The sequence below is a fragment of the Variovorax sp. LjRoot175 genome (assembly GCF_964253805.1).
Taxonomy (GTDB): Bacteria; Pseudomonadota; Gammaproteobacteria; order Burkholderiales; family Burkholderiaceae_C; genus Variovorax.
Genome location: NZ_CAXURY020000002.1, coordinates 1,335,957 through 1,354,208, shown reverse-complemented (window position 1 = coordinate 1,354,208; position 18,252 = coordinate 1,335,957). Strand labels below are relative to the sequence as shown.

Sequence of the window (18,252 nt, the reverse complement as noted above, 5' to 3'; positions counted from 1 at the left end):
GCGAGGGCCGCTCGACGCTTCACCCAAGCACCCCGGACAGCGGCGATTCACGTCAAAACCGAGGTGGCGTGGGAGCAGATGGTGGAAACATGAACCCAAGGCTTCAAAGTCAGCATGGCGCGATGCTCGGTTCCACTTATGAACGCAAGCTGAACCAGGTACTCAATTTGATAGTTTTGTGATCGACGCCAAGCTACTGCCGCAATGACGGCCAAGTCCAATCACGACGTTCGATCACCCGTGAACGGTCCGGGCGCCGACAATGGAACGCTGGTGGAACCACATCTTCAAGCGCTGATCGGCTATTTTTTGGAGCACCCGCAACTGGCGCTCGGCGCGGTGTTCGCGGCGGCCCTGCTCGAGGCGCTGGCGGTGATCGGTACGGTCGTTCCGGGCAGTTCAATCGTCTTCGTCGGTGGCATGCTCGTCGGACTCCAGGCGCTCGATCCGGCGTGGACGGCAGTTGCCGCAGTGAGCGGTGCGGTCGCCGGCGACAGCATCAGCTTCTGGCTCGGCCGCCGCCATCGGGATCGGATTCGCGCGCTGTGGCCGATGAAGGCCTATCCCGCTCTTTTCGATCGAGGGCAAGCGTACTTCTCGAAGAATGGCGGCAAGAGCGTTTTTCTTGCACGCTTTCTCGGCCCGCTGCGAGCCATCGTGCCGGTTATCGCCGGCATGTCGGGCCTGCCGGCCCCGCAGTTCTACGTGTTCAACGTCCTGTCGGCGTTGGTGTGGGCAGCGGCTCACCTCGCTCCCGGTTTCCTATTTGGTGCCTCGCTCCAATTGGCCGGTGCCGTTAGTTCACGGCTCGCCGTCCTGGTGATCCTCGTCGCCGGCGCCCTGTGGCTCGTTGCTTGGGTCGTCGCCTTCCTGCATCGCCAGGCGCGGCCGCGCATCGGAGGCTGGCGAGATCGCGCTGTGGCCTGGGCCAGCACAAGATCGAACTCGCCCGCGCGCATCGTGATGTCCCTGTTCGATCCCGCCCGAGCCGAGTCGAAGGTGCTGCTGGTCACCGCGTTGCTGCTGTTCGGCAGCATCTGGCTGTTCCTCGGCGTGCTCGAAGACGTGCTGTCCAACGACCCGCTCGTGCAGGTCGACCGGCGCGTCTACACAATGCTGCAGACGCTTCGCACGGCCTGGGGCGACAGCGTCATGGTGGCCATCACCGAATTGGGCAGTGCCCCCGTCGTGATTTCCGTCATTGGCGCTGTTTCGTTGTGGCTGGCGGCAAAGCGCTGCTGGCGCACGCTGGGGTATTGGCTGGTGGCCGCCGGTTTTGCCCAGTTGCTCGTCTGGACGCTGAAGTTCACTCTCGGTCGCGCGCGACCGACCGAGATCTACAGCGGGATCGATCCCTTTTCGTTCCCGAGCGGCCATGCCGCGATGAACATCGTGGTCTACGGCTTCCTGGCCTTCCTGCTGGCGCGGGCCAAACCGGTTGGAACGAAGATCGCCACCACGATGTCGGCCGCGATGGTGATTGCGCTGGTCGCGTTCTCACGGTTGTACCTGGGCGCTCACTGGTTCTCGGACGTGCTGGCCAGCTTGAGTCTGGGTCTTGCCTGGGTGGCGTTGCTGAGCATCGCCTACCTCAACCATGTGCGACATGAGAAGGTGTCTGCCTTGCCGCTGTCGATGGTGGTCGGGATGACCTTGGCGCTCGTCGGTGGTTGGGTTGTCGGCGAATATCACCACGCCGATCTGGCGCAGTACGCCTACCGCCCACGAAGCGACACGGTACCTGTCGCCGACTGGCGAGCGGAGGGATGGCGTGGTCTTGCCTCTGCCCGAACCGACCTCGGGGGCGACGCCGAAGAGCCGTTTTCGGTTCAATGGGCAGGCCCGGCGGAGGACGTTGGGGGCGTTCTGAAGCGGGCGGGATGGCATGTCCCACCGCCCTGGGACGCGAAGACGGCGCTGCTGTGGCTGTTGCCGAACACGCCCATCGATCAGCTCGCCGTGCTGCCAAAGCTCGACCATGGCGAAGCGCAAGGGATGACGTTCATGAAAGCGCTGAACGCCGACGAACGCATCGTGCTGCGTCTGTGGCCGTCGCCCTATGTCGTCGACAACGTCGGAGCAGGGCCGCCGCGCCCGTTGTGGATCGGCATGGCAACCATCGAGCGCCTGAGACATCCTGCCGGCTTGATTACGCTCGCCGTAACGGAACACGACTTCACAACGCCGCTGCGGCGGCTCGCTCAGGATGTTCGCGCTCAACAGGGCTCGGCGCACCTGAGGGAACGGACCGGTCGGGTCGTCCTGCTGGTCTGGTGAGCTGCGCACTCGGAGGCGTTGCCGAAGCGACCGCATTGATCGTGGAGACAGCGCCAGCCAACCCGCGACCAGGTCGTGCGGTCGGGCAACCGGACAATTCAATCTATGGTGAAAAACCCTCCCGAAAATTCAAAGTGTGGCGAACAGCGGGTACAAGGTAGCGTGCGGGACCGGCGCCTAACACCTTGATGCGCAAACGGTCGGCGGAACCATCATGGGCGCCGATCGACAGCTGCCTGCTTCTCGGCTTGGTCGTCTCCTCGTCGCCGCTGGTGGCGCGGTGGGTGACGCGGCTATTGGCCCGACCCGCGTCCTTTTCCTTCGATGGGCGTCCTCCCTGGTGCTCAGATCGGCTGCCGCGCGTGGTGGCGTTGCGCGACCGGCACGCCAGTGCTGCCGACGCAGGGCGACCTTCATCACGATTCGCCGGTTTTCCACCAGCAGAATTTTGCAGAGGCGCCAGCTCTGGATACATTTGGCTACAATCACAACAGCTGGCGGCGGTACCAGATGGAGGGGCGAAGATGCTTTATGGGTTCGAGCCAAACAGTTTTGCGGCCAACTTGGGCGGCGCGGCCGCACTCGTGGTGCTCACAGCAGCCCTTACTGGCTGTGCTCCCTTGGTGTGGACGAAGCCAGGCGGAACGCAGAGCGAATTCGCAGAGGACAAGTACGTCTGCCTGCAAGAGTCTCAGCAGCGTCAGGGGCGTGCCCAGGTGAATAGGTTCGGCGGCGCCGCCATCGACACAGTAGAAACCAACTCAGGTCTATTTGGCGCATGCATGAACGCACGCGGCTGGTATCTTGGACAGCAGTCCACATCGAATGCATCTGGAAGCTTATGGAACCAACCCGGCTGGACACCGCCCACCGCAATAGGGGTTCCCGCGGCCGAGGAAGCGCAGCGCAAGGCAGAAGCCGATCGCCGGCGAGCTGCCGACCAAAGCGAGTTCAAGCTGACCGTTGCTCGCTCGCGGTTGTCACTGATCTGCTACGACACGATCTCTTATGGGCCACTCTGGAAGAAGGGGGCATGTAAGCCCGAAGCCATCACGCCTGCCCAGCTGGGTGACCACTCGACAGCGACCCCGGAGGAGATACGCATGATGCGAGGCTATGTCATGGAGATGAACACCAACGCAGCGTTGGTAGCCGAGGCCGACCGCGCCTCTGGCAACACATTCGCCGCTCGGGCAGTCGAAGCGGCGAGGGATGCTGTCGTTTTCCCGGCAGCTGGCCTGATCGATGGCTCGATGACCTGGGGTGCGTACAACAAGGCCCGTACCCGGATTCGTTGAAGCTTCACAACCGCGATTCGGACCCGGATCTCTCCGATGGCGTGAGATCTGGATTGTCAGAGGTTCAGTGGCGCTCCGCAACGACACTGGACGTTCGTGAACGCGCCACCTAACTTTCGGGGGCGCGCCCGGCCGACTCGCATCCGTCTGGGGCGCCGAGGCCATCTGCTACTCACTCGCATTGGCGCGACGCGGAAGAGAGGGATCGGCGGGGTTGGGCGCCAGACCTGCATAAGCACCGCTACCACCGCGGCACCGCTTTGGCGGTCTTCTACGTCGACTCCGGATCAGATAGCTCGAAACCCAATTCATACGGCGCGACCATGCCTTCCACGAAGGTCTTGCACGTGGCGATGAGCGCAGTCGCTTCTCTTTTCGAGCAGAAGTGGCCACCGTGAACGATCTCGTTCCGCTTCCTGTTCACTTTTTTCATGTCGTCCCCATAGAGCTTCGTCACGGCCTTGTGCCGCTTCGGTCGGTTCTTCACCAACGGAAGAATCAGCCGGCTCACTTTACCGTCAAGGCCATTGGCCCAGATCAAGAGGCCGTCGATCAGGCCGTCATCAAAGTCGGTGCGCGAGTTCAACTCTTCGTGGATTACAAAGGTCGCGGCGAGCTCGGAAGCGGTCGCCGCGCGGACGACTGCCGCTGACCACTCTTCTCGGGTTTGCAAACCTGACAGCTTGTGCCATTGGCTCTCAATTTTTTCAATTTGGCTCCGATCCTTGTATGGGATCTTCTTGGGTTTCGTTGCCATAGCGCCTTCGGGTTACAAGACCGCCGGATCATGTCACACGCCTAACACGGCAGCGGCTAAGTCGCTGCTCCGTCCGCACGCCTGCGCAAAACCAGCGAAAGTCCAGTGGCGCAAACGTCACAAAAACCAACGTCCAATGGCGCGCGTCTCGAAAATCCAAAGGCGCCCGTGCTTTTTCTCGGTCGACGGCGCCTCCGGGCATCGCGCAAGGTTCAATGGCGTGCCGCAGTCGGTTTTCAACTTACCTTGAATCGCGGCGCCGACGACGGGCCGATCGGCATAGCTGCTCGGCCAGGATGGAGCCGGTTGTCGGCCAGCGGCGAGGCCGCGGGCGATGTGCTGGTTTCCCTTCATCGGATGGCGCCCGAGCGGGGCCGTCTTCTGCCGCGGAAACAGCCGTCGACCATGACATTGATCCCGTTGCGTCCGAGCAGGAGTGGCGCAATACGTCAATCTGGCAATCTCGCCAGCGGAACTCTCACGAAGGTCATTGAGCTCCTTCTCAGCTGCATCCAGCTGTTGGATGGTCGCTGCCAGCGAGGCTTGCAGCGGCGCAATCTGAAGAACTTGTTCTTCCAACCTCGCCCTGCGTTCGTTGGCGGCATTCAGCGCCGCCTGAGCGTCGACCAGTTGTCGGCTGAACGTGGTCAGTTCTTGGCGCAGCGGCGCCAATTGAAGCGTCTGCTCTTCAAGCGCCGCCTTGCGCTCGTTGCTCTCGTTGAGCGCCGCGTCCGTTGCTCCCAGCTTGTGCTCGAGGTCGTCCTTCTCGCGTCGGAGCTCGCTCACCGTCTCGGTCAGAAGCCCCACCGCCTTGGCGTTCTCGCCCGACTCCCGTCCCAGGCGAGCAGCCTCCACCGCAGTGTCCCGCGCCATTTGTTCGGCGCGCTGAAGCTCTAGTTCGAGGGTCGACACCCGGCTCGCGCGTTCGGTAAGCGTCGCCACCTCACGCTGTGCCCCTTCGAGCTCGCCTCGAATGCTGTCAGCTTCGCGTTCGGCCTGCGCCAACCGCTCATGGGTCTCGCGTCGGATTTCGTCGGCCGCACGGACCCGCTCACGCAACTGGACCAGCTCGCCCTGGGCCGCTGCCTCGGCCTTGCCGACAGCCGCTTCCGCTATCGCAGCCCCTCGGCTTTTTGCTACCAACCACGCCATGATGGCGCCCGCAATCAATCCGAACAGCAGCATTGCTGGCAACAACATTTCAGCCATGGGGTTTCCTCGTCCAAGGATGATAGGGGGTCCCGCGACATGGCGGCGGTTGCCTCATGCCGCGGCGATACTGGGTTAAGCTGCGCCGTAAGCGAGGCCCCAACACTTTGTCAAAGCGGTGAACGCAACGGGCATGTCCGCCTCAAACGATTCTCGAGTGACGCTCTTGCCCATCATTTTCGCGAGCTTCACCTTCTGCTTCAGAGCGGCGAACTGCTCACGCAGGGCAGCCGGGTAGTAATCCTCAAGCCCCAGCGTGGGCAGCGTGTGGGCCCGCTCGTTGTCTCGGATGTGCGGATGATGGTTCAAGAAGGTCTCCAGCCTCGCTGCCTTCTCCGGTCCGGTTGGAGCGTCGAACATCAGCACTGCTCTAGTCTTGTAAATCGGTGAATCGCCGAGTGGCACGTACGCCTTCATGACTGCCGCCAGATACTGCGCTTGTCGTTCGTCATCGCCGTCGGCGGCTACGATATGAATGCGCGGCTTTTCTGGGTAGTGGCGGGAGCAAACGATTTCCAGGAACGTTGCTTCACTCTGACCCTCAACGATGAGGAAGTTTGCAGGCAACAGAAGGTCCGTGGGGCTACCGCCGAGAAGCTCGTAAACGGCTCGCGTTCTGTCTCTTGGTGTCATACGCTGAACGGTCGTCGCGCCATCGTCCTTCTCCACAACAAACTCGACCTGATGAGGATGGGTATCCGAAAGGAACACGGACGAATGCGTGGTGATGAAGACTTGGTCGACGCCATCGGCGAGGCTGCTCAGCGCGCTCTTGAGCTGTCGCTGAGCCGTGGGATGAAGATGGAGTTCGGCCTCATCGATGAAGAACAAGAAGGCTTTCCCTAGCGCATCATGTCGCCGTGCGTCGGCGTGGGCTTTGATAATCGCGAGCATTAGCGCACGCTGCATACCGTCTCCCTTCGCATCGGCATTGGTCGCTACGCCATCATCGACTGTCGTGGTGTAGCCCTTTAGAAAATCCTCGAACGGCGGAATTTCCACTTTGAACTCGAGTGCTGTGCAGTCGGGAAATTGCAGGGCCAGATGAGTCCGAACCCGGTCGCTGGTTTCTTGGAGGAGCTTCCGGACGCCAGACTCTGGCGATTCGAAGAGCTCTGCGAACTTCTGCTTAAAGTCAAGGTAGCGCTGGTCCTTTTCCAGAGCATTCAAGCCGACTCCGGGGCGGACATCGAGATGCGCCAGTCGAAATACCTCAACAACATCGTCGAACAAGACCATCGAGCCGTCAAACGCATCGTGCGGCCGATGCTCGGCTTCAAGTCATTCCGGTCCGCGCGAGCGCTCATTGCCGGCATCGAGACAATGCACATGATCAGGAAGGGGCAGATGGACTGCCTCGAGGGTCAAGCTTCGTCCGCAGCAGCGAAGTTCTACTCGTTGGCGTTCACCTGAGCGACACGGACAAACTGGGCTCGCTCGGTCCGGCGCTGCTATTGCGACAGATCCCGGAGGAATTCATCGCCCAGCGCAACGTCTCACCCAAGCCGTTTCGTTGGACGTTTGCCGGCTTTGAGCTGCAAACTGGCGAGCCCAAACACTTCGCCACCTATGCCCGCAACCCTGTCACCCGATCGAGCCGCTGAACTGCAGCGCCTGCTGGCCGAACTCACCGGCCATACCGCAGCCCACGTCAGGCCTTACGGCAAGCATCTGCTCATTCAGATGCGACGCGACGACGCGCTCGACACCGTCGCGCGTCTGACCGAAACCGCCCGGCACCACTACACCGCCGCATTCCGCACCCACAGCGGCCGTTGGGAGCCTCTGCCTGCCGCCGGCAACATGCGCCAAACCGCCGAGGCTGTCGTCACCATGCTGGCTCCATATCGAGATCCAAGCGTGTAAGCGTATTTACGGGATGTCGTACTAGCCTGGAATGGTTACTTCAAAGACGTGGGCTGTCTGTCCCTGCAAAGGGGACATTCACACTGGCGGCGGCGCCGCCGCGCTTTCCCATGTACGGAGGGCCACGCGCCCTTGCTCAGGGCATTTGGGTGTGGCTGCGCAGATGGCCGACAGAGGCAACTTGGTCGTGAAGCCCCCACGTGCGACTTCGTCTCACATGGATGGTCTGCATGCGCCGGCCCCCGGCAACGATGTCGCGAGGCCGCAGCCCGTAGCTGCATCGAATGGCGTTGCTGAAGTGCGAGGAATCGGCATAGCCGGAATCCAGCGCCATCTCGGTGAGGCTGCAGTCCTGATGCAACAGACCGAGCAGGCCCCGAGCGCGCTTCCATGCGCGGAATCGCCGAAACGGCGTGCCGAGTTCCGCAGCGAAAAGATGCAAGAAGCGCGACTGAGACAAGCCGACAAGCAGGGCGCATGCGGCGGCAGAATGGGCCGCTCCCGGCTCGGCTTGAATGGCGGAGACGACTCGGGCGATTCGCTCGTCCAGCGAGCGCTTCGGCAATTGCATGCCGAACAGCGCCATGTCCAGGGCCAGACTGACCTCCTCTTCGGAGGGAACATTGATTGCCTGCATCCTGGCACGCAGTCGGGATGCAGCAGGCTCGGCAAGCGGGTCGACCTCACTGGACTTGACCCAGGCCGGCAGATCCTGGCTGCTGACGTCTTCTTCCTCTAGCAGCACCTGCGCCACATAGCCGTTGCTTGCGCGTACGGAATGAAGTGCATGGGGCGGTGCGGTCGCGATCGTGGCGCATTCCCACGACCCTTTTCCCCGCTTGAAGAGCAGAGGCCCGTCTAGACCCACATAGATGACATGCCCGCCGAAGTTGCGGTCAATCGCCTCGACCAGCCGGCCGCGATACAGGCTGCGCCTGTCGTCGACCAGCATCACGCCTGTGTGCGCGGAGAGCAGCGATGCCGAGTGCTTCGAGTTCCGGGGTGTATCCGGCATCATTGTCTCCTTGGGATCTGTGCTCACTTTACTTGACGTGAATATACCAAGCAAGCGCTTGGTTATGAACTAAGGGTATTCCATAATCTCGGCGATCTGCGTCGCAGCGGAGTTGAGATTGAGCTGACAATGCGGTCTTAGTCAACCAAGCAGATGCTTCATTCATGACCACCTCCGAAGTCCTCACGGAGCGCAAAGGCGGCCGCGCGCGCAAAACGCGCGAGTCGGCGATTCCAAGGCAGCGCGTGTTGCTCGCTGCGGCGCGTCTGTTTCGCGAGCGGGGCTACCACGCGACGACGGTGCGCGACATCGCGGCCGGCTGCGGCATCCTCAGCGGCAGCCTGTTTCATCACTTTGCGTCGAAAGAGCAGATGCTCGCGGAGATCCTTCGGGAAGCCGCGTTGACGATCTGCACGGGCGCCGAAGCGCTGGTGGCGGGCATCACCGATCCGGCCGCACGCTTGCGTGCGGTCGTGTGCTTCGAACTGGAATGCTTCCTGGGCAGCCGCACGCGCGACTACTTCGGGGTTCTGATATCTGAATGGCGCGACGTGCCCGCTGGCCTGCAGCCCGAACTGCGCGCTCTGCGTCAGCGCTACTTCGACCTCGTGCTTTCAGTCGCTGAGGAGTGCGAGGCTGCCGGGCTCCTGAGAACGGAGGCCCAGGCCACTGTGCGGGTGATCCACAGCACGACCACTGGCGCGATCACCTGGTTCCGCAACGACGGGCGCTACACGACGGACAGCTTCGCCGACGTGCTATGCCGGCTGATGCTGCGAGGTGTCGACTGAGAGCGCCAAGCAGCGGGTCGGCGTTCTCTTCAGGTCACCTGGCGCTTCTGGGAAGCCCAGAACGGTTCGCGCAGGAGGCGTTTGAGCAGCTTGCCGGTGGGGTTGCGCGGCAGCGCCGTGGCGAAGTCCACCGAGCGCGGGCACTTGTAGCCGGCCAGTTGCTCGCGGCAGAAGGCGATCAGTTCCTCGGGCGGGGGTTGCTGGCCCGGCTTGGCAACGACGACGGCCTTGACGGACTCGCCCCAAGTCGGATCCGGCACACCGATGACCGCCACCTCGGCGACGGCTGGATGGGCGCTGAGCACGTTCTCGATTTCCGCCGGGTAGATGTTCTCGCCGCCGGAGACGATCATGTCCTTCACTCGGTCCTGGATGTAGAGGAAGCCTTCACGCAGGCAGCCTGCATCACCAGTGCGGTACCACGGCGTGCCATCGCCGCGGCCCTCCGGAAACACGGCGTTGGTAGCCTCAGGGTTGCGGAAATAGCCGTTCATCACCGTGGAGCAGCGCGCCCAGATCTCGCCCGTGCCGCCCTCCGGCACCGGGGCGCCTGTGCTGGGGTCCACCACCTTGAGTTCGAAGCCGGGAGTCGGCTGGCCTGCCGAACGCAGGAGATGCGCCCGAGGGCCATCGGGCGCGTGATCTTCAGCGCGCAAGAAAGTCAGACCGCCCGAGATCTCGGTCATGCCGTACACCTGGAAGAAGCCGCACCGGAAAACCTTCATCGACTGCACCAGCAGAGACTCCGCGATGGGCGACCCGCCGTAGATGACACCCTTCAGCGACGAGAAGTCGGCCTTTTCCACGCCCGGCACCGTGAGCAGGAACTGCAGCATGGCCGGCACGAGGAACGTGTGGGTGATCTTCAGTTCCTGCAGGTCCTGCACCACCACGGCCGGCACGAACTCGGGGTAGCAAACCGTGGTGCCGCCCTCGTACATCGTCGAAAGCATCGTGACGATGCCGGCGACGTGAAAGTTGGGCAGCGCATTCAGCATGACGAAGCGCTCCGACAGCGGGTAGCCGGCCACGTCGCCCAGGCGGCGGCACTGTTCCAGCAGACCGAAGTGCGAGATCTCGATTGCCTTCGGTAGCCCCGTGGTGCCGGACGAATTGAGCTGCAGCACGGTGTCGCCGATGCCGGGCTCGTGGCCCGTATCCAGATCGGGCTGTGTCTCGCGCCAGGCCGACAGCGATGATTCCCCCGCAGCCTGATCGGCCAGTAGGGTTCGCGTGACCAGCGGTGCTTCGATCTTCTGCACCACCGGCAGCAGGGCCGTGTCCGTGATCAGCAGGCGCGCCTCGCTTTGCTGCACCACGTACCGCAGCTCGTGCGCTGTGAGCCGCCAGTTGAAGATCGCGCAGACCGCGCCGATCTTGGCCGCGGCCATCAACGCCACCACGCATTCGGCGCTCTGCTTGGTGAAGCAGCCGATGCGATCGCCCGGACCCAGCCCCATCGTCTTCAAGCCCTGGGCCATGCGGTTCGATGCCGAGTGGATGTCGGCGAAGCTCCACACCTTGGACGGAGTCCTGAAGGCCTCCGACTGTGGCAGGGCGCTGGCGCGGCGGCGGACCAGTTGGGTCAGCGTGGGAAGGCGGTCGAATTCTGGGTCACGCATGTGGGTCTCCGGTATTGCTGTAAAGCAGTGAAATTACGGGACCCATTGGCTGAGCGATTGCTTCAACTGGCTAGCCAAGGGCAGGGACTACCCGAAGGGCGGCGTTCGCGTCAGGCATCGCAGCAGGCTCGGCGTGGCTGCAACACATCCACGCCGAGGACCAGTCCCGAGGCGTCATTGCGCGTGACCGGGCCTAGGTCGTGATGGCGCCGGCGCAAGGCGGCCTGATGGATCCGCGCATCTTCTGCGACACGGAGGTGCGGTGCTGACGAAGTGATGCTGCAGGTCCTCTGCAAGTTCATGGGCACCTTGTCGAAGCAGGGCTGAACGTCGGCCCGACCGGCGCTGCTTCAGGTCTCGACGAAGTAGTCCAGTTCGAGGGTGCCGCCGGGTTGCGCCGCGTAGCGTTCGAAGTCCGTGACGCCGGTGCCACGCAGCACTTCCTCGTCGATGAAGCTCTGCCCGCTGAGCTGTCGGCTGTCCCGGGTGAGGATCCAGTACGCGGCTTCGGCCATGATCTCGGGCGTGCGCGCTCGCGCCGCCGGGCCAGGCGCGGCGAGGTTCAATGCCGACGTCGCGATCAACGTGCGTGGCCACAGTGTGTTGGCCGCGACGCCGCGGTCGCGGAATTCTTCGGCCACCCCGAGTGCTAGCAGGCTCATGCCGTACTTGGACATCGTGTAGGCAGCGTGGACGCCCAGCCAGCGCGGGTTCAGGTTGATCGGCGGCGACAGGCTCAGCACATGGGCGTTCGTTGACTTCAGCAGGTGCGGCAGGCAGGCTTGGGCGCACACGAAGCTGCCGCGCACGTTGATGTCCATCATCAGGTCATATCTCTTCACCGGCGTTTGCAGCACGCCATGCGGGTGGATCGCGCTGGCGTTGTTGACCAGCACGTCGAGGCCGCCGAAGCGCGCCACCGCCTGATCGACGGCGGCCTGCACTTGCGCCTCGTCGCGCACGTCGACAATCACGGGCAGCGCCTGGCCGCCGGCGGACTCGATCTCTTCTGCGGCGCTGAAGATCGTGCCCGGCAGACGCGGATCCGGCTCGGCCGTCTTGGCGGCGATCACGATACGGGCGCCGTCGCGGGCGGCGCGCAACGCGATGGCCTTGCCGATTCCGCGGCTGGCGCCGGTGATGAAGAGCGTCTTGTCCTTGAGCGTGTTCATGTTGCCTCTCGGTAAATCGAGCGCCATCTTCCAGGGAACGCCGGCCGGGGTCTTGTGCCGATTGGCTAACGCCGCGCCGCGTGCTGGCGAAGCTTGCCGATGATGCCGCTGGGGAAAAAGCAGACCGTCAGCACGGGAGACAAAGCCGAACCACAGCATTTAGGGTTCGGGGGCGAACAGATGCGCGACCACCGGCAGGCCCGAAAGGCCGCCGCTGATAGTCTTCAGGAGCAACTGCAGGTAGTTCTTGGCCACGGTGAACAGCACCACGCCGAGAGCCGCGCCATACACCGTGCTGAGACCTCCGATCACCGCCATCAGCAGGATGTTCGGCATCACGTTTCTGGCTGCGGTCTGCCCTGCGGGCGGTGGGGAAATCCGCACTTGCCACCGACTGGGCGATCAGACGAACGGCTACTGCGCGCAGGACGACCCGCAGATCCGCGATGCCTACGCTGCGTCTGATCGGTCAGCGCTCCCGTTCAGGCTGCCACTGATTCACAACCTGTTTCGCTTGGTGGTGAGTCTGCAAGGTATGCCAAACGCGCGGAAGACGGTCCCGCGGCCAGTGCTAGCGCCCGGGGCACGGGCGCCAAGACGGGTCGCCTCGCAACGGGCTCCGGGGCACATTGAGCCCGCTGGGCTTGCCGCCGAAAGCCGGATCCCTTGCTGCGAATGAAGCCGCTGGGCTTCAACAGGTATGGCTTCGACCTCGTCTTCCGGATGGCGGGGAGACGACCCGGCGGGAAGTGGCCGCGGCGAGATCGGCTTCGTGTTCATTGCCCCGAAGACCCGGCGCGTCACGAAAGTCCCTGAACCGTTCAGTGCCCGCCTGCGTCAGCTGTCGGCTTGACCGTGCCACGCAGATCAGCCATTTGGCACAAGACGCGCTTGCAGCCAACCCACTAGGCTTGCGATCACCGGGAACGTCCTGCGCACTTCCACTCCTCATCATGAATCTTTCACCCTACCCCACGTTGCTGAGCCCGATCGAACTGCCGGGCGGCGTCATTCTTCCCAACCGCGTGCTGATGGGCTCCATGCACACGGGGCTCGAAGAGGCGCCGAACGGCTTCGAACGAATGGCGGCGTACTACGCAGAACGCGCCCGCGGCGGCGTCGGCCTGATCGTCGCGGGCGGGCTGTCGCCGAACGTTGAGGGCAACATGTTCAAGGACATGACCACGCTCGCCAGCCCGGCCGATGCAGCACCTCATCGGCGCATCACCGCGGCCGTGCACGCTGAAGGCGGCCTCATCTCGATGCAACTGCTGCATGCCGGCCGCTATGCCCGGCACTCCCAAGGCGTGGCGCCTTCGGCGATTCGTTCGCCGATCTCGAGCGTCACGCCGCGCGAGATGAGGGAGGATGACATCGAGCGCAGCATCGGCGACTATGCACTCGCCGCGCGTCTGGCACAGGACGTCGGGTACGACGGCGTGGAGGTGATGGGTGCCGAGGGCTACCTCATCAACCAATTCCTCGCGCCGCGCGCCAACCAACGCACCGACATCTGGGGCGGTAGCGCGACCAACCGCATGCGCTTTGCACTGGAGGTGATTCGCCGCACACGCGCCGCCACGCGTGCAGATTTCATTCTCATCTACCGGCTTTCGATGCTGGACCTCGTCGATGGCGGCTGCACCTGGGATGAAGTAGTGTCGCTCGCACACGAGATTCAGAACGCGGGCGCCACGATGATCAACCCTTATGTGGGCTGGCACGAGGCCCGCATTCCCACCATCGCGACGATGGTGCCGCGCGCGGCCTTCGTACCGCTCACCGCCAGGTTGAAGCGGGAACTTCGCATTCCGGTGGTGGCCAGCAACCGTATCAACGACCCCGCAGTCGCCGAAGGCATCTTGGCCCGGGGTGAGGCGGACATGATTTCGATGGCACGCCCCTTGTTGGCCGACCCCGAATTCGTCAAGAAGGCTGCCTCCGGCCGCGCGGATGAGATCAACACCTGCATCGCATGCAATCAAGCTTGTCTGGATCAGGCCTTCAGCGGCGGCCAAACCAGCTGCCTGGTCAACCCTCGGGCCTGCCGCGAGACCGAGATGCATATCGTCCCTGCCACGCGACCGCGGCGGGTGGCGGTGGTAGGTTCGGGCCCGGCCGGCCTGGCCTGCGCGGTCACCGCGGCTGAACGAGGGCACCACGTCGTGTTGTTCGACGCAGCACCTGTCATCGGTGGACAGTTCAACCTGGCTCGCCGAATTCCCGGCAAGGAGGAGTTCAACGAGACGCTGCGATATTTCGCGCGGCGCATCGAGGTGACAGGCGTGCAGCTGCGACTGGAACACCAGGCGACAGCCAATGAGCTGGCCGCCGACGGATTCGAACACGTGGTACTCGCCACCGGCGTGACAGCCCGCGTGCCCGAGATCGTCGGTATCGAACATGCCTCAGTGGTGAGCTACGTCGACCTGATCACCGGGCGGCGCCAGGCCGGCGCGCGCGTGGCGATCATCGGCGCCGGCGGGATCGGATTCGATGTGGCCGAGCTGCTCACCCACGCCGAACCTCCTGGCGACTCGCCCCTGAATCGCTTTGCTGCGGCGTGGGGCATCGACCTTTCCGTGCAAGCCCGGGGCGGCTTGGTTCCTTCGCGCGATGCCGCCTCTCCTCGTGAGGTTTGGCTGCTGCAGCGCAAGGAGGCACGCTTGGGTCAAGGGCTGGCCAAGACGACCGGATGGATCCGCCGCGCGATTCTGGAGCGCAAGGGGGTGCACATGCTCGGTGGGGTGCAATACGAACGCATTGATGACCACGGCTTGCATGTGCGGGTGAATGATGAGCCACGACTCATCGTGGCCGACACCATCGTTGTGTGCGCCGGACAGCAATCGCGGGCCGATCTGTTGGGCCCGCTGCAGCGGTTCGGGCTGCCCACGACGGTGATCGGCGGCGCGCTGCTCGCGCTGGAGCTTGACGCGATGCGCGCCATCGAACAAGGCGTACGTTCGGCCATGGCCCTCTGATGGGCGACGTGGCGTCTTCAAGGGGAGACACGATATGCAAACTCCATTGCAGGCCCGGCGGAAGCTCACCGGCCCGAGCGACGCTGCGCCATCCATCGCGCGGTCATGAACTTCGTGGGCGCGTCTTAGCAGCAGCGCAGCCTGCGGCACGTGTGGCACCCGTGCACGCTGATGAAGCGCGCCGCCGCTGTGCCACCCCTGCCGATCGCCTGCGGCGAGAGACCTTGGGTGTTCGACTACGACGGCGGCCGCTACTTCGACGCCACCAGTTCGTGGTGGGTCAACCTGTTCGAACGCGGCGGTCAAGGGTCAGCTCGACACGCTGCTCCACGTCATGTTGGCGCAGGGCCGCGGCTCGCTGGCGCATTTCGGCCTGTGCAGCGAGCGACTGATCTCTGCATGGACACGCTGGGCAAGGCGGCCGGCATCGGCGGTGCGTTCATTGCCGCACACCCGGTCATCACTGACGCCTTGCTGCGGTCGGCGCGGACCTATATCTGACGGCCAGCGCCGCCGGCGCTGGTCCATGTGCTGGGCGCCAGCCTAGAAGATGAAGTGGGTCATGCCTTCGCGACTTCAATGCCCTCAGCCTCTAGGCACCTCCATAACAAAGTGCTCGTCGAGGCCCTTGAGCGGCCGCCATGAGCATCCGTCAGCATGTGGCCCAGAACCTGTAGCTCGATCGGAACAGCGATCGGGGGCTCTCAGACAATCGCTGCGATAGATCTCGGTACCGAAATAGTCATGTCGAGCAGCATCTGCGCCATGCCCTTGCCGAGCGGGTCCATGCGCATCGACGAGGGGCCGCCGCCGTCCAGGGCGTCGTGCAGTAGCAGGTTCATCGAGGCAGTGCCCGGCAGATAGAAGCGCTCGACCTTGCCGTGAACCATATGCGAAAAGTAGCCCTGAACGGCCTCCGAAGTCACCCGGTCCCACAGCAGTGGCAACCACTCCGGGCGCCGCGCGATCAGGCCGATATTGGAGATGTTGCCTTTGTCGCCGCTGCGTGCATAGGCGAGTTGGATCAGACGCACATCCTCCAGCAGCTCTCCGGTATCCGCCAAGCGAGCAGGAGGCTCGGTGGCCGGCGGACGGGTGTCGCCCGCGCTGGGGGGAACGGAGACGGCGTGGCGTTCGCCATTGAGGACGAATGCGACGCCGACGGCCTGCTTGTCCAGCGTGAATGAAAAGGGCTTGATCAAGGGCGACACCGAGGGTCGCCCCCCGCCCGGGCTTGTCGTGCCAGGCGCCCAGGACGTGCCCGACGGTGCGATCTCGCGCGCGAAAATGGCGAGCGCGGCCTTCTGCGGATGATTGGCGACAACGCGCATCATGACCTCGCGCACGTCCCGCGTGCGTGCGTGCGGACCGTAGAGCGACTCCGAGCCGATCACCTCGATGTAGGTGGAAGTGAAGGGCGGCTGGCCGCTCTCGCGCAGGATGTTGCTGGTGCGTTCGATGATCGCTTCGGCCGTGCGTCGCGCCTTTTTCTCGGCATCGATGCCGATGATGACCATGCTGCCCGCGCAGCGAAAGCCGTCGAGCTGGGTCGCGGAGACCTTGTAGCTCGCAGAGGGCGCTCGCCCCTTGGCAGGGCCGACGCGCACACGGTTGTCCGCCTGCTGCTCGATCACGACCTCGCGAAAATCGCAGTCGACGTCGGGCAGCATGTAGGCGGCAGGGTCGCCGATCTCGTACAGCATCTGCTCGGCGACATTGGCGCGGATCACCTTGCCGCCGGTGCCCTCGGGCTTGGTGACGACGAAGCTGCCATCGGCATGGCACTCGACGATCGGGTAGCCCATGTTCGCCCAGTCGGGAATGTCTTCCCAGTCGGTGTGCAGGCCGCCGGTGGCCTGGCATCCGCATTCGATGATGTGCCCGGCGAGGCTGCCGGAGGCCAGCAGGTCGAAGTCCTGGCCGGTCCATCCGAACTCGTGCATCAGCGGTCCCAGCGTGACGGCGCTGTCCACACAGCGCCCGGTGATCACCACCTCGGCACCCGCCGCGAGCGCGGCGGCGATCGGCAGCGCGCCGAGGTAGGCGTTGGCGCTCAGCACCTTCTCGGGCAGTGCCTCGCCGGTGAACATGTCCTTGGCGCCGCGCTCGCGCAGTGCCGGCATCTGCGCGCTGACGTCGTCGCCCTCGACGACCGCGATGCGAAGCGAGATGCCTTCGGCGGCGGCCAGCGCCTGCAGCGCGTCGGCGCATCCCTGCGGGTTGATGCCGCCCGCATTGCTGATCACCTTGATGCCCTGGCGCTTCACTTCGCCGAGCACGGACTTCATCGCGATGTCGACGAAGTCCGTCGCATAGCCCATCTCGGGCTTCCTGGCGCGCGCCGAAGCCAGGATCGACATCGTCGTCTCGGCCAGGAAGTCGAACACCAGATAGTCGAGCTTGCCCAGCTTCACCAGCTGCGGCGCGGCCACCATGCTGTCGCCCCAGAAGCCCGAGGCGCCGCCGATGCGGACGATTTTCTGTGTGGGTTCCTTGCTGCTTGTCATGAACTATTCCTGGCTTGAGTGGAGCAATGTGAGGCGCCGTCGCGTGGGCGGCGGCGCAATTCCGACGGCGGTCAGCTTACCGGGATGCTTCCCAAAAGGCTTGCGCCAACATGCTGGCATGCAGCCACTGGGCGCAAGACATGCATTCACGGCGCCGGCACCATGGACGCTCCTCCAGCATCCGAATCGCGATCTCTTCAATGCCTTTGCCCCCATCCGCCGTCGAGCGCGAGGCCACGCACACCCGCACCATCAGCATTCGCGGGTATCGGCGAGGCGACGGGCTGTGGGACGTCGAAGGCCATCTGACAGACATGCGCGCACAGGACGTGAGCTATCCCGGCGGCGGGCGCCCGGCCGGCCAGTTCATCCACTCGATGTGGTTGCGATTGACGGTCGACGACGCGGCGCTGATTCGTGCGGCGGTGGCTGTCACCGATGCTTCTCCGTTCGCCGGCGTCTGCGGCAGCATCACCCCGACTTACGATGGGCTGGTCGGCCTGCGCGTGGGGCCCGGTTTCCGCGGGAGCATACGGCGCCTTTTCGCCGGCGTGCGCGGCTGCACGCACCTGACGGAATTGCTCTCGACGATGGCCACCGGCGTGATCCAGACGCTGGCCGGTGACATCCACCAGCCAGAAACGGAACGGCCTTTCAATCTCGACGGCTGCCACGCCCTCGCGACCGATGGGCCCATGGTGGCGACCTTCTATCCGCGCTGGTTTCGCAGCGCGGACAAGCTCGCCCCTTGAAG

The 18,252-nt window shown here is 64.0% G+C and carries 14 protein-coding genes and 2 pseudogenes; 8 read left to right on the top strand and 8 right to left on the bottom strand.

The annotated features are described in order from the left end of the window. Positions 1 to 204 precede the first annotated feature (204 nt). Positions 205 to 2,277 carry a VTT domain-containing protein gene (locus tag ACSQ89_RS36830; protein ID WP_436297075.1) on the top strand — a complete coding sequence of 691 codons (2,073 nt, stop codon included), beginning with the start codon at positions 205 to 207 and terminating at the stop codon, positions 2,275 to 2,277. Positions 2,278 to 2,801: 524 nt separating this feature from the next. Next, on the top strand, positions 2,802 to 3,575 hold the full coding sequence (locus ACSQ89_RS36825) for a hypothetical protein (RefSeq protein WP_436297074.1): 774 nt from the start codon (positions 2,802 to 2,804) through the stop codon (positions 3,573 to 3,575). A gap of 271 nt (positions 3,576 to 3,846) precedes the next feature. On the opposite strand, the gene ACSQ89_RS36820 is transcribed toward ACSQ89_RS36825, so the two are convergent. The 3 genes from ACSQ89_RS36820 to ACSQ89_RS36810 all read right to left on the bottom strand — a co-directional run bounded on the left by ACSQ89_RS36820 (position 3,847) and on the right by ACSQ89_RS36810 (position 6,780). Beyond that, a complete protein-coding gene (locus ACSQ89_RS36820) occupies positions 3,847 to 4,332 on the bottom strand; it encodes a hypothetical protein (RefSeq protein WP_436297073.1) in 486 nt (161 codons plus the stop codon). Positions 4,333 to 4,449: 117 nt separating this feature from the next. Further along, complete coding sequence (locus ACSQ89_RS36815; protein WP_436297072.1) at positions 4,450 to 5,541, bottom strand: hypothetical protein; 1,092 nt, start codon at positions 5,539 to 5,541, stop codon at positions 4,450 to 4,452. Positions 5,542 to 5,616: 75 nt separating this feature from the next. Beyond that, the gene (locus tag ACSQ89_RS36810) at positions 5,617 to 6,780 is read right to left on the bottom strand and encodes an ATP-dependent nuclease (RefSeq protein ID WP_436297071.1); all 1,164 of its coding nucleotides are present in this window, start codon (positions 6,778 to 6,780) and stop codon (positions 5,617 to 5,619) included. Here ACSQ89_RS36810 and ACSQ89_RS36805 point away from each other — a divergent pair. Together ACSQ89_RS36805 and ACSQ89_RS36800 are read left to right on the top strand one after the other, a co-directional pair. Continuing rightward, a pseudogene (locus tag ACSQ89_RS36805) lies at positions 6,730 to 6,954 on the top strand (DDE-type integrase/transposase/recombinase); the annotation flags it as partial. The gene ACSQ89_RS36810 and the pseudogene ACSQ89_RS36805 overlap by 51 nt on opposite strands. Before the next feature lie 156 nt (positions 6,955 to 7,110). Further along, positions 7,111 to 7,407, top strand: a complete 297-nt coding sequence (locus ACSQ89_RS36800) for a hypothetical protein (protein WP_436297070.1) — start codon at positions 7,111 to 7,113, stop codon at positions 7,405 to 7,407. A gap of 136 nt (positions 7,408 to 7,543) precedes the next feature. On the opposite strand, the gene ACSQ89_RS36795 is transcribed toward ACSQ89_RS36800, so the two are convergent. Beyond that, a complete protein-coding gene (locus tag ACSQ89_RS36795) occupies positions 7,544 to 8,422 on the bottom strand; it encodes a helix-turn-helix domain-containing protein (RefSeq protein ID WP_436297069.1) in 879 nt (292 codons plus the stop codon). A 164-nt stretch (positions 8,423 to 8,586) separates the two neighbouring features. Here ACSQ89_RS36795 and ACSQ89_RS36790 point away from each other — a divergent pair, with 164 nt between their 5' ends. Further along, on the top strand, positions 8,587 to 9,213 hold the full coding sequence (locus ACSQ89_RS36790) for a TetR/AcrR family transcriptional regulator (RefSeq protein ID WP_436297068.1): 627 nt from the start codon (positions 8,587 to 8,589) through the stop codon (positions 9,211 to 9,213). Positions 9,214 to 9,242: 29 nt separating this feature from the next. On the opposite strand, the gene ACSQ89_RS36785 is transcribed toward ACSQ89_RS36790, so the two are convergent. The 3 genes from ACSQ89_RS36785 to ACSQ89_RS36775 form a co-directional block, all read right to left on the bottom strand. Next, positions 9,243 to 10,835, bottom strand: a complete 1,593-nt coding sequence (locus ACSQ89_RS36785; RefSeq protein WP_436297067.1) for a long-chain-fatty-acid--CoA ligase — start codon at positions 10,833 to 10,835, stop codon at positions 9,243 to 9,245. 350 nt (positions 10,836 to 11,185) lie between these two features. Then, positions 11,186 to 12,007: an SDR family oxidoreductase gene (locus tag ACSQ89_RS36780; RefSeq protein ID WP_436297285.1), complete on the bottom strand. Its 822-nt coding sequence runs from the start codon at positions 12,005 to 12,007 to the stop codon at positions 11,186 to 11,188. A 159-nt stretch (positions 12,008 to 12,166) separates the two neighbouring features. Further along, positions 12,167 to 12,343 carry a hypothetical protein gene (locus ACSQ89_RS36775; RefSeq protein WP_436297066.1) on the bottom strand — a complete coding sequence of 59 codons (177 nt, stop codon included), beginning with the start codon at positions 12,341 to 12,343 and terminating at the stop codon, positions 12,167 to 12,169. A gap of 617 nt (positions 12,344 to 12,960) precedes the next feature. Between ACSQ89_RS36775 and ACSQ89_RS36770 the strand changes: the two genes are divergently transcribed. Beyond that, a complete protein-coding gene (locus ACSQ89_RS36770) occupies positions 12,961 to 14,991 on the top strand; it encodes an FAD-dependent oxidoreductase (protein ID WP_436297284.1) in 2,031 nt (676 codons plus the stop codon). Between the two features lie 171 nt (positions 14,992 to 15,162). Then, positions 15,163 to 15,334 (top strand): annotated as a pseudogene (locus tag ACSQ89_RS36765) (adenosylmethionine--8-amino-7-oxononanoate transaminase); the annotation flags it as partial. A gap of 361 nt (positions 15,335 to 15,695) precedes the next feature. Here the strand turns inward: ACSQ89_RS36765 and ACSQ89_RS36760 are convergent. Then, positions 15,696 to 17,498, bottom strand: a complete 1,803-nt coding sequence (locus ACSQ89_RS36760; protein WP_436297065.1) for an acyclic terpene utilization AtuA family protein — start codon at positions 17,496 to 17,498, stop codon at positions 15,696 to 15,698. 200 nt (positions 17,499 to 17,698) lie between these two features. On the opposite strand from ACSQ89_RS36760, the gene ACSQ89_RS36755 reads away from it, so the two are divergent. Continuing rightward, positions 17,699 to 18,250, top strand: coding sequence for a DUF2889 domain-containing protein (locus ACSQ89_RS36755; protein ID WP_436297064.1), 552 nt, complete (start codon positions 17,699 to 17,701; stop codon positions 18,248 to 18,250). Positions 18,251 to 18,252 lie beyond the last annotated feature (2 nt).